The 11,887-nt window shown below is 38.8% G+C and carries 10 protein-coding genes; 5 read left to right on the top strand and 5 right to left on the bottom strand.

Going from position 1 to position 11,887, the window contains the following annotated elements:
- A partial coding sequence (locus AAC037_RS09070) for a class I tRNA ligase family protein (protein WP_339902688.1) occupies positions 1 to 665 on the bottom strand: 665 nt, incomplete at its 3' end.
- Between the two features lie 161 nt (positions 666 to 826).
- Complete coding sequence (locus AAC037_RS09065) at positions 827 to 2,173, bottom strand: sulfatase (RefSeq protein ID WP_339902687.1); 1,347 nt, start codon at positions 2,171 to 2,173, stop codon at positions 827 to 829.
- Between the two features lie 232 nt (positions 2,174 to 2,405).
- Between AAC037_RS09065 and AAC037_RS09060 the strand changes: the two genes are divergently transcribed.
- Complete coding sequence (locus tag AAC037_RS09060) at positions 2,406 to 3,986, top strand: beta-N-acetylhexosaminidase (protein WP_339902686.1); 1,581 nt, start codon at positions 2,406 to 2,408, stop codon at positions 3,984 to 3,986.
- Positions 3,987 to 4,032: 46 nt separating this feature from the next.
- Here AAC037_RS09060 and AAC037_RS09055 read toward each other — a convergent pair whose 3' ends face one another.
- Entirely contained in the window at positions 4,033 to 5,331 is a 1,299-nt protein-coding gene (locus AAC037_RS09055) for a serine hydrolase domain-containing protein (protein ID WP_339902685.1), read from the bottom strand.
- 300 nt (positions 5,332 to 5,631) lie between these two features.
- On the opposite strand from AAC037_RS09055, the gene AAC037_RS09050 reads away from it, so the two are divergent.
- Positions 5,632 to 6,651, top strand: a complete 1,020-nt coding sequence (locus AAC037_RS09050; RefSeq protein WP_339902684.1) for a cation diffusion facilitator family transporter — start codon at positions 5,632 to 5,634, stop codon at positions 6,649 to 6,651.
- 478 nt (positions 6,652 to 7,129) lie between these two features.
- Here the strand turns inward: AAC037_RS09050 and AAC037_RS09045 are convergent, their stop codons facing one another.
- Positions 7,130 to 9,160, bottom strand: coding sequence for a M3 family metallopeptidase (locus AAC037_RS09045; RefSeq protein WP_339902683.1), 2,031 nt, complete (start codon positions 9,158 to 9,160; stop codon positions 7,130 to 7,132).
- 45 nt (positions 9,161 to 9,205) lie between these two features.
- Between AAC037_RS09045 and AAC037_RS09040 the strand changes: the two genes are divergently transcribed.
- Together AAC037_RS09040 and trxA are read left to right on the top strand one after the other, a co-directional pair.
- Positions 9,206 to 9,739, top strand: a complete 534-nt coding sequence (locus tag AAC037_RS09040; protein WP_339902682.1) for a DinB family protein — start codon at positions 9,206 to 9,208, stop codon at positions 9,737 to 9,739.
- Positions 9,740 to 9,772: 33 nt separating this feature from the next.
- Complete coding sequence (trxA, locus tag AAC037_RS09035) at positions 9,773 to 10,141, top strand: thioredoxin (protein WP_339902681.1); 369 nt, start codon at positions 9,773 to 9,775, stop codon at positions 10,139 to 10,141.
- A gap of 10 nt (positions 10,142 to 10,151) precedes the next feature.
- On the opposite strand, the gene AAC037_RS09030 is transcribed toward trxA, so the two are convergent.
- The gene (locus AAC037_RS09030) at positions 10,152 to 10,631 is read right to left on the bottom strand and encodes a DUF4442 domain-containing protein (RefSeq protein WP_339902680.1); all 480 of its coding nucleotides are present in this window, start codon (positions 10,629 to 10,631) and stop codon (positions 10,152 to 10,154) included.
- A gap of 311 nt (positions 10,632 to 10,942) precedes the next feature.
- Here AAC037_RS09030 and AAC037_RS09025 point away from each other — a divergent pair, with 311 nt between their 5' ends.
- Positions 10,943 to 11,743 carry a M48 family metallopeptidase gene (locus tag AAC037_RS09025; RefSeq protein WP_339902679.1) on the top strand — a complete coding sequence of 267 codons (801 nt, stop codon included), beginning with the start codon at positions 10,943 to 10,945 and terminating at the stop codon, positions 11,741 to 11,743.
- Positions 11,744 to 11,887: the final 144 nt, after the last annotated feature.

Here is an 11,887-nt window from a genome sequence, read left to right as displayed (position 1 = left end):
CCCAAAACATTGTTTTTCCAGTCATTGGCATGGTCCTCAAGGATCCACTTTTTTAAAAAAGGCGTGTATTTGCCCAAATCCAGAAACCAGTGTTTGGTCATTTTTAACACGGGGGTGTTGCCACTAAGTTTTGAACGAGGATCGATCAGGTCGGTTGGGCTTAAAGATGAACCACATTTTTCACATTGGTCTCCATATGCTTCCTCGTACCCACAATTGGGACAAGTGCCTTCTATATACCTGTCTGCTAAAAACTGTTTGGCTTCAGCATCATAATATTGTTCGGTTTCTTTTTCATCAAACTCACCTTTTTGGTAGAGATCGGTAAACAATTGACTGGCCGTTTCATGATGTACCGGAGAAGAGGTCCGAGAATAATGATCGAAGCTGATTCCAAATTTCTCGAAACTATTCTTCATTATGCCATGGTACCTGTCCACTACTTCCTGAGGACTTATTCCTTCATTCTTGGCTTTGATGGTGATGGCTACACCATGCTCATCTGATCCACATACATAGGCCACGTCTTTTTGTTGAGACCTTAAATACCGCACATATATATCTGAAGGAATATAACAACCTGCCAAATGACCTATATGCAAGGGGCCGTTAGCATAGGGTAAGGCAGAGGTAATTGTATATCTTTTGAATTTATTTTCGCTCATAGAATGCAAAGATAGCTAAAATTGATTTTGAGAGAAATAGCAGGATACATTTATACCACTTGAAATGTAAAGCCTACCCATTTACTTCAGCAAGAAGGATGTTATTTTTAATGTAAGGGATTTACTTTGGACTTTTTAGTAGCAAAGTTGGTCTTTTAGGCTCAATTATTTTTGTACTTGAGGCCCAAATCAGAGTCTTGGGCCATGCTTGTAAGCTTTTTAACAATTTCAGGGTGAAGTTCTGCAACATTGGTTTGTTCCGAAATATCATTTTCCAAATCATAAAGTGAAACTTGAAAAGTGCCTTCTGCATTTTCATTCCAGCCGATTGATTTTTTGATATGTAGTTTCCATTTACCCAAGCGAATGGCCTCTAGTTCACCATTTCTTGCATAAAAAAGGAAAGGTCTTTCCGGTAAATCTTCTCCCTTGGGGTTCTTTAAAAAAGTGCTGATATCCATCCCGTCAATTTTTATTTCTTTCGGGATACTTGTGGATGCTAATTGGGCAAAGGTTGGCAATAGATCCAGCGTACTGACAAACTCATCGGTTACTACCCCTGCTGGAATGGTACCGGGCCAAGTAATAATGCCGGGTACTCTTTGGCCACCTTCCCAAGTTTGGGCTTTCTTTCCTCTCAAAGGTTTTGCTGATCCTTTGGACGGGCCATTGTCGGAAGTAAAAACAAAGATGGTATTTTCATAAATTCCTTCTTCTTTCAATGCTTTGATAATTTCTCCCGCACTCCAATCCAATTCCATTATCACATCTCCGTATAGACCTTTTTTACTTTTGCCCTCAAAAGCAGGAGAAGCAAAAAGTGGGGTATGGGGCATATTGTGTGCGAGGTAAATAAAGAAAGGGGTTTCCCCTCTATTCTTAATTTGTTTTACCGTCTCATCAGTATAGCGTTTGGTCAGATACCTTTGGTCAGGACCATTTTCTATAAGGGTGGTGTTCCGATAAAAAGGAAGGGGAGGCGACTGAAAGTCAATGTCTTTGTAGTAATAATTGTCCATATCATTGGAGTAAGGCACACCATAGAAAGTATCGAAGCCTTGGTTGTTTGGCATGAAAGCTTCCTTATGCCCCAAATGCCATTTTCCTATACATGAGGTGGTATAGCCTGCATCTTTCAGCATTTCTGCCATGGTATACTCTTGGGGAGATAAGCCACCCTCTGAAAAAGGAAAAAGCACTGCTTCATGCAAATTACTTCTTTTAGGGTAACGGCCTGTCAATAGTCCCGCTCTTGATGGGGTACATACTGTTGCTGGAACATAAAAATTTGTAAACCTTATGCCTTCAGTGGCCAATTGATCTAAATGAGGCGTTTCAAAGCCCTCTGCGCCATAAACACCTAAGTCCGCAAAGCCCTGATCATCCGTAAAAAATACGATGATATTGGGTTGACTTTGGGAGGTACTGACTTCCTGCTTACAAGCAGCCAAGAGCATCAATAAAAGGAATATAGGAAATAGTTTAAAGGAGGGTTTTGTTAGGTGCATTATGATCAATTAAGAAGTTAGATAGTAAATATTTTATAAAGAATTGAAGTCAATTATATGTTATTTTTATTAAGCCAAATTTACAATATTATCCTGCTTTTTAATATCTAATAGTTAAATCTAAGGTGTGTTTCCTTTTTTGTATTTTAAATTTTAGATGAGATTATCATTTTAATAGCCGGCCCATCATTGAATTTTTTATAGTTTTGGCAAAATATTTAACCTTACCTCAATGTATTTAGTAAAACCTTTTTCTTTGGCAATTTTATTTGTTCTTTTTTCTCTAAACTTCACTATTGCTCAGCAACAGCCGGAGATTATTCCCATTCCGGCCAATTATCAACTTAACCCAGGAGCGTTTCTATGGGATAGCAAAGTTGGTATTAGGCTTGAAGGTTTTCCGGATCAAGGAAATTATTTGCAACAGGAAGCATTAAGATTGTTGGATATGCCACTTCTGGAAATTGAATCAGCTTCAAAAACCATAGTGATCAAAAAGGTTAATGACCTGAAGCCAGGCTATAAAATAAACATCCAGCAAAATTCAGTAACAATTGAAGCCTCAAATGAAACAGGAGCCTTTTATGGAGTGATTTCTCTGATTCAATTGGCACATGCTGCCAAGGAAAAACATGGGGAAATTGCCCTACCTAACTGGGAAATTCAGGACAGTCCAAGGTACGCATGGCGAGGGATTATGCTGGATGAGTCTAGGTACTTTTTTGGCATGGAAAAAGTGAAGCAGCTACTTGACCACATGGCTTATTATAAACTAAATACTTTTCATTGGCATTTGACAGATGCTCCGGGATGGCGAATAGAAATTAAAAGTTTCCCCAAATTAGCCACCGTTGGAGGAATTGGCAATCAATCAGAACCCAATGCACCTGCCGCCTACTATACACAGGAAGAAATTAAGGAGATTGTTAGGTATGCACGTGAAAGAATGATACAGGTGATTCCTGAAATAGATATGCCGGGACATGCCACAGCCGCCAATAGGGCGTATCCGGAACACAGTGGCGGTGGATCAGAAAAATATCCTGACTTTACCTTTCATCCTGCCAAAGAGTCTACCTATGATTATTTATCCCAGATCTTGCATGAAGTGGATGCTTTGTTTCCCAGCAATATGATGCATTTGGGAGGTGATGAAGTGAGTTTTGGCAATCAAATGTGGCCTAAAGATCCGGATGTTCTCAAGTTGATGGCAAAGGAAGGTTTGACAGGCATGAAAGATGTCGAAGACTATTTCTTTGAAAGGATGGCCGATACGCTTTTTCGTTTTAACAATAAGGTTTTGGCCTGGGATGAGATGGCTACCGCGAATTTGCCCAAGGACAAAACAATTATTTTTTGGTGGAGGCATGATAAAAAGGAGCAACTGAGCCTTTCACTAAAAAATGGGTATCCGACTGTGGTTTGTCCTAGGATCCCATTCTATTTCGATTTTCTTCAGAAAGAAGATCATAAGTATGGAAGAAAGTGGGCAGGTGCTTTTGCTCCTTTAGAAGCAGTTTATCATTTTGATATGGATGCCTTTGGTATAAAGAAAGAAGAGGAAGACCTTATTTTGGGTATTCAAGCCAACCTTTGGACAGAAACTGTTCCCAATGAAGAGCGGTTTGATTTTCTGATGTATCCCAGGATAGCAGCTTTGGCAGAGGTGGTTTGGTCGCAAAAAGAAGATCAAGCTTACCCTAGTTTTATGAGTAGATTGGCGGCACATTTGAAGAAGTACAAAGCTGAAAAATTATATTATTACGATCCTTTGGACCCTGACCATCATCCGGAACCGGTGTATGAACCCTAACAGGAGTTTAAGTCCTGTTAGGGTTCAGTGGGACATGTGTAATGGATCAATCATCAATGCTGGCGCCTACCATTTGTTTGAATTTCCAGCTTGTTTGGTCACCGGTACTTCCTTGGGTTTGCTTGAGAATTACGCCTATGAGTTTTTCTTTAGGGTCTGCAAAATATTGGGTGTTAAAATAGCCTCCCCAGATAAAAGTTCCAGTAGATCCTAAGCCTGCTTTGGCTTGGCCATGGTCAGTTAACACACCAAAGGCCAGGCCATAATGCTGGTCGCCACCCCCATAGAGATCTCCGGTTTGATTACCCATCATTGAAGCAATGGTTGTTCGACTCAAAAAACGTTTCCCGTTTAGTTCTCCTCCATTGAGGTACATCTGTAGAAAAGTCGCATAGTCTTTTGCAGTGCTGGAAAGTCCTGCACCTCCGGAGAAAAATGTTTTAGCCCCTTTGACAGGGTAATCGACATCATAAAAGGTATTGGGATAGTTTTTCCATTGACCGTTTTCTTTATGCTGGATGGCTACAAGTCGATCAGCTTTGGATGCCGGAAAATAAAAATTTGTATCATTCATTCCTAAAGGGATGAACAAGTGTTTGAGTAAATAATCTTGAAAAGTCATTCCGGAAATGACCTCTACAAAGTATCCCAAAACATCTAATCCCAAACTGTAGGTGTATTTCTCTCCGGGGTGGTGGTGAAGAGGTAATTTGGCAATTTTCAAGGCTATTTCCTCAATTGTGACCGGTGAAGTTGTAAACAAGTCTATGGTACCGGCTTTTTCATAGATCATTTTCATTCTTTCATCCCTGTCTATTGCTCCATAGCCAATCCCTGAAGTATGTGTAAGTAGGTGTCTGATCGTTATTTCTTTATTGGCCGGTTTAGTAGTATAGGTAGTGTCTGCATACTTGAAATTTACCAAAACTTCTGGGTTTTTAAATTCAGGAATGTATTTTGAAATTGGATCATCCAATCGGAATTTGCCTTCTTCCCAAAGCATCATCACTGCAGTTGAAGTGATTGCTTTGGATTGGCTGGCAATTCTAAATATGGCATCTTTTCTTAACTTTCTTCCATTGGCATCAGCATTTCCATAAGCTTCATGAAAAACAATTTTCCCGTTCCTGGCGATGAGGGCAACTGCGCCCGGAATGGTGTTGTCCTTAACTGATTCTTTTAGCATTTCGTCAATACGGGCTAACCTTTCCGGTGAAACACCTACACTGGAAGGAGAGGCTTGAGACAATGGTGGTGATTGCTGTCCTGATTTCGTTTGTGCCTTAAGTGCGATGGAAGTGAGGAATAGAAAGCTTAAAAAGAGATAAAAGTTTTTTATATTCATAAGTTTCGTGACAATTTGAGGTTAGCGTGAATTTGGTTGTCAAAATAGGCATTTTCTCAAGTATTTCCATAAGAATTCTCTGTAGGACCTTTCTTTTAAAACATAAATTATTAGGTGCGTCTTAATAATTGATTGCGTAATTTTATTTTAGTTATAAGCTGGCAGATCTCCTTTTTACACCTCTCTCAACTGAAGCCGAATAATTAATTAAAAAATAGGAGTGCTCTAAATTTTAATTATGGTCTTCCCTTTCTCAATTCCCTAAATAAGACTAATTTTGAAAAGTAAATAGTGGCAGGGGTGGATTCAGAAAAGCAGCGAATTATTCTTTGGTCAGTTGCTATCAGTATAATATTATTGGTAGTTAAATTTTATTCCTATCTCTTGACAGGGTCCAATGCTATACTTACGGATGCTTTGGAAAGCATTGTTAATGTAGTGGCTTCTTTTTTTGCGCTTTACAGTGTGAGGTTAAGTGCCATACCTAAGGATAAAAACCATCCTTATGGGCATGGTAAAATCGAATTTTTTAGTGCCGGAATCGAAGGGACTTTGATAATTGTTGCTGGAATTTTTATTCTTTACCAATCCATTAAATCGTTCTTGTTTCCCGAACCCCTGATTGAATTGCCTTTGGGTATGGTGTTGATAGGATTTTCAGGTGTGGTAAATGGGGTCTTGGGTTATGTATTGCAGCGAAAAGGGAAGGAGTTAAACAGCCTGACTTTGGAAGCTGACGGGAAACATATTTCAACCGATGCCATCAGCAGTTTTGTTTTAATTTTGGGAATTGCCATCATTTATTTTACCGGCTGGTACCTATTAGACAGCATTATTTCATTACTCTTTGCCTTTTATATTATTTATAACGGTTATTTTTTGGTCAGGAAGTCAGTGGCAGGACTAATGGATGAGTCCAATCCAAAATCCATCAATAAAACGGTTCAAATACTAAATGAACATCGGCAAAAAAACTGGATTGATATTCACAATATGCGGGTTCAGCAATATGGAGGCGACAATCATGTTGACTTGCACCTTACACTTCCCTATTATTATGACCTTGTGCAGGTTCATGACTGTGTACATGAGGTGGAGGAAGTATTGGAAGAAAATCTTCCGGGAAAAACCGAAGTTTTTGTTCATGCAGATCCCTGTATCCCAGACCCTTGCTGTCGTTATTGTCAAGTAGAAAGTTGTCCGGTAAGGAAATTTCCTCAATCGAAGAAGATCAAATGGACTGCCGACAATATGTCTCAGAATCAAAAACATTACCACGAGTTGGGCCAATTCAAAACGAAGCCGGACAAAAAGAGTTGAATTCTTTTACAGTGAATGAATCAAAATAATAATGATTCATTAATTTTATTTGAAGTATTTGACGCTTATGAAATTATTTAGGAATAATATTAACTAATCAATAAAATTAAAAATTTGAATTTTATTGAGATATTAAAATTTTATTTTGGTATTATTTGCTTTTATGGGTTATTTTTCATACATTAATTGTATAAAAAGAATTAAAATTTCGGGGAGATGAAAGATAAACAATTCACCATATTATTAATGGTTTCAGCCCTAATCTGGTTGTTGATAATTGGTTTTATCATCATTTAAGAGACCAATATATTTTTTCCTACATACGGACTTAGACAGGTTTTTCCGAAACAAGTTTAAAAAGGGGCCATTCGAGCCCCTTTTGTATTTGTGGCCGAAGCTGAAATAACAAACCCGTCCATCCCAACAGTATTGTTGACTTGGACGGATTAAGTAGCAATGACTTAATTGATATCCAATTTTATACCTCCAAACCTGCTCTTTTGATAAGTGCATCAGGTTTAGGAGCTCTGCCCCTAAAACGTTTGTATAAAATTGAAGGATGTTCTTTGCCCCCCATGGATAGGATATTATCTTTAAAAGATTGTGCAGTTTCTTTGTCGAAAACACCTTTTTCCTGAAATAATTCGAAAGCGTCTGCATCCAATACTTCAGCCCATTTGTAACTGTAATACCCTGCTGCATAACCTCCCTGAAAGATATGGGAGAAAGAGGTGCTTATCATGGTATTTGGGACCGGGTCCAGCAAAGCAGTGGGCTTCATGACCTCATTTTCAAATTCAAATACATCATCAATGGCATCAGGTGCAGTGGTGTGGTAGGCCATGTCCAGTTGCCCTAAGCTGATTTGTCTAGCGGTTTGAAAACCTTGATGAAAATTGGCCGCTTTTTTTATATTATCAATATATGATTTTGGAATGGGTTCTCCTGTTTCATAATGCTTGGCAAACAAGTCAAGACAGGCTTCTTCATAGCACCAATTTTCAAAAATTTGAGAAGGAAGTTCCACAAAATCCCAGTATACATTTGTGCCGGATAAGGATCCATAAGTGCCTTGGGCCAACATGCCATGAAGAGCATGACCAAATTCGTGAAATAAAGTGGTGACCTCATTGAAGGTTAGTAGACTTGGTTTCGTTTTAGTGGGTTTGGTGAAGTTACAAACGATAGAGACGTGAGGACGGTACTCCTTGCCGTCAACTTTTCGTTGCCCCCTATATACTGTCATCCAAGCACCATTTCTTTTGCCTGCTCTTGGAAAAAAGTCAGCATAAAAAACCGCCAAATGGTTTCCGTCTGCATCGCTGACTTCGTAGGCTTTTACGTCTGAGTGGTAAACAGGAATATCTTTATTTTCTTTAAAGGTTATGCCATAAAGTTTCTCTGCTGTGGTGAAAACGCCTTCAATGGTTCGATTTAATTCAAAATAGGGTTTTAATAACTCATCATCAACAGCATATTTCTCCATCTTCAATTTTTCAGCATAATAGCTGATGTCCCATTTGAACAGCTTTTCTATTCCGTCGGTTTTTTTGGCAAAGGCTTCCAGTTCCTTTAGTTCTGCAAGTGCGCGTGGTTTTGCTTTTTCTAACAATTCATCCAAAAAACTTAAAACTTTTTCACCACCTTCAGCCATCCTTTCTTCTAGGACAAAATCAGCATAATGACCATAACCTAAAAGCTTTGCTCTTTCATCCTTAAGCTTAAGAATGTCTTTGATGATTTGTCTATTATCCAAATCGTCACCTTTTGCCGATTTGGTGTTATAGGCAATGTATATTTCTTTCCTAAGTTCCCTGTTTTTTGCATAGGTCATGAAAGGGACATAGCTAGGAAAGGCAAGTGTAAAAACCCATGTTCCTTCTTTTCCTTTTTCTTGGGCCGTCTGAGCAGCGGCTTCAATCAATCCATCAGGTAAGCCTTCAAGATCTTTGGCTTCTGAAATAACCAGTTCATATTTATTGGTCTCCTTCAAAACATTTTCTCCGAAATGTAAACCAAGCTTAGACAATTTCTGGTCAATGGCTCTAAGACGCTCCTTGTCATCCCCTTTTAAAAGTGCTCCATTTCTTATAAAGGATTTGTAACTTTTTTCCAGAAGTGTGCTTTGCTCCGGGTTTAATTTTAACTGCTCTCTTTGGTCGAAAACAGCCTTAACTCTGGTGAAAAGGGTTTCATCTAAAAGGATATCATTGCTGTGCGCAGACAAAAGAGGCGAGATTTCTCTGGCCAACTGTTGAATTTCATCATTGGTTTCAGCGGCATTGATATTGAAAAAAATGGAAGCTACTCTTGAAAGCTTTTCACCGGCATTTTCTAGGGCTACAATGGTGTTTTCAAAATCCGGCGGACTTGAGGTTTTGATCTTTTTTATTTCTTCTTTTACTTCCTCGATACCTTTTTGAATGGCCGGAAGGAAATGTTCATTTTTAATTTTATCAAATGGTGCCGTTTCAAACGGAGTATTAAATTTTGCCAATAATGGATTCATATCGAATGATTATATTTAAATTTATCCTACAAAATTAACAAAATTATGGAGACTACTAAAGGACCTAAAATTCCCCTGCCGAAAGCGTACCCACCCTTTTATAAAGGTTATATTGATTTGGTTGCTGAAAAGGATTTAAAGACCTTGTCCCTGGAGCAAGAACAATTTGTTAAAAACTTATTCGGTAATTTGACTACCGAGAAAGCTTTGCTTAGTTACAAAACAAACAAGTGGTCTTTTAATGAATTGTTGGGACATATTATCGATACCGAGAAAATAATGCATTTCAGAGCCCTGAGTATAAGCCGAGGTGAAAAAAGTGACTTTCCGGGATTTGATCAGGACAATTATGTCAAAACAGCAGCTTTTAATTCTCAGTCAATAAATGAATTATTGGATACTTTTTTGTTGCATCGCCAATTGCTTTGGAACTTTATTGAAGCCATTCCGGAGGATCAAATCCACAATATCGGGTCTGTAGACGCTAAACCTATGTCCCTAAGCGCTCTCCTATACATTATTTTTGGGCATATGGAACACCATATTTCCATTATCAAAAAATATTATCTGTCATTGTAAGGGTTGGCTATTACTTTGTGAGGTAGATCACTGATGTTTTCCTATGAAAACAATAATTTTGTTTTAGATTTAAAGCTTACAAATATGGCAAAGGGAAAGAGTTTTTCAGAAATTATCAAAGGAGACCAACCGGTATTGGTGGACTTTTACGCCACATGGTGTGGTCCTTGTAAAATGATGCAGCCTATACTTACAGAAACGGCCGGGAAAGTAGGGGGAAAGGCAAAGATTATAAAAATTGATGTTGATAAAAACCCCATGGCAGCCAGTAGGTATCAAGTAAAAAGTGTTCCTACACTGATATTGTTCCAAAAAGGCAAGGTGGTGTGGAGAAAAGCAGGGGTAGTACAAAGCCATCAGTTGGTTGATATAATCAACAAACAAGCAGGAATACCTACTTAAACAGGAGTATTTATTTCCTTTTAAAGGACCAGGTAATTTCAAATTTGGCCACGGTTTCATTGTGGGAGTCGTGGCCATGTATTATTGTTTTGAGCGTGGCAACATCCCCTTGCTTGCTAAGACCTGCGAGGGTCTCTTTGACCCGCCGGCCATCTTCACATTTCATTAGGATAGGAGTGTTGGCTTTTTTGATGAATTGTGCATTCATGTCCACCACAAGCATAGAAAAATTGCCATTTCCTGCCAAATGCAATTTGCAAAGTAAACCGGAAGAAAGTTCTGCTGCTCCACACAAAGCCGCAAAGTATATGGATTTAAATGGGTTTTTTGTCCGCCAATTAAATGGCAAGGTAGTATGGCAGGAGTCCAATTTAATATCCTTTACGCGTATACCCCAAAAAACAATTGAAGGTAGGTTCTTTAGCATATACCCGAAAAATGAAAAAGATTGGGTGACCAAACGGGCAAAAGACTGTTGATGCTTGTTCATGGTCATTAATTTAAGGATATAAAGTGAACTAAACAGCAACAGGGTCAAATTTAATTCTTGAATTAACCATTTACTCGAGCAGGGATGATGCATGATGCCTTTTTTATAGAAGGGAAAAAAATAAAGTGATTTACACTTCAGCTCATTGTCTTGGTAAATACGGAGAAAACGTTCTCATAAACAAACAAGTCCATACACGTGGAAAAAAAGGTGCAACATTTCATAGAAAGTGCCTATTTTTGCGTTAACTATTTATCTGGCACCTTTTTTGGAGCCTACTTTTTGTTATCTTGATCTGAAATTTATTACATATGAAAAAAATATTAACACTTCTTTTTGTAGGCCTCATTGTCTATGGTTGTGCAACTGTACCATTGAGCGGTAGAAAACAGCTTAGCATTGTTAGCAATTCTGAGGTTTTGCCTCTGGCTTATGATCAGTACGGACAAGTATTAAAAGAGAGCAAGGTACTTACCAATACCAAAGAAGGACAGCAGGTAGTGAAGGTAGGCAACCGGATAGCAAATGCAGTGGATACTTATTTGAAAGACAATGGTTATTCTTCTATAACGGAGGGTTTCGAATGGGATTTTAATCTTTTGGAGAGCGATCAGGTGAATGCCTGGTGTATGCCAGGAGGAAAAGTAGCTTTCTATACAGGTATTCTTCCCATCTGCGAAGATGAAACCGGTATAGCCGTGGTGATGGGGCATGAGGTGGCACACGCCATAGCCAGTCATGCCAGAGAAAGAATGTCTCAAGGATTGGTCGCCAATGGATTAATAGGTGGGCTGCAAGTAGCCATGGGAGAAGATCCAAGTTTAACTGAAACCATATTTTTGCAAGCAGTGGGAATCGGTGGTCAAGTTGGAATGTTGAAGTTTGGTAGGGACCAAGAGTTGGAAGCAGATCAATTGGGTTTAATTTTTATGTCTATTGCCGGATATGACCCTAGAGAAGCCCCGGATTTTTGGGGAAGAATGAATGCTCAATCCGATGCGTCTTCCAGACCGCCTGAGTTTTTATCTACTCACCCCGGTCCGGAAAAACGAATAGCTAAGCTGAACAGTCAAATGGATGAAGCGTTAAAGTATTACAACAAAGAGAAATAAAATTTTGAAACCTCTCTATTCTTTTAGAGAGGTTTTTTTATGCCCTATTAGTTCAAATGAATGCTACGGTTTTCTTTACCCTCAAGGCTTATAGAAAATCCCGAGACATTTTGACAGATTTTAAATGAGTGGTCAGCCTCAGGT

The organism is uncultured Cyclobacterium sp., assembly GCF_963976465.1.
Lineage (GTDB): Bacteria > Bacteroidota > Bacteroidia > Cytophagales > Cyclobacteriaceae > Cyclobacterium.
This window is presented reverse-complemented; position numbering and strand designations above follow the sequence as displayed.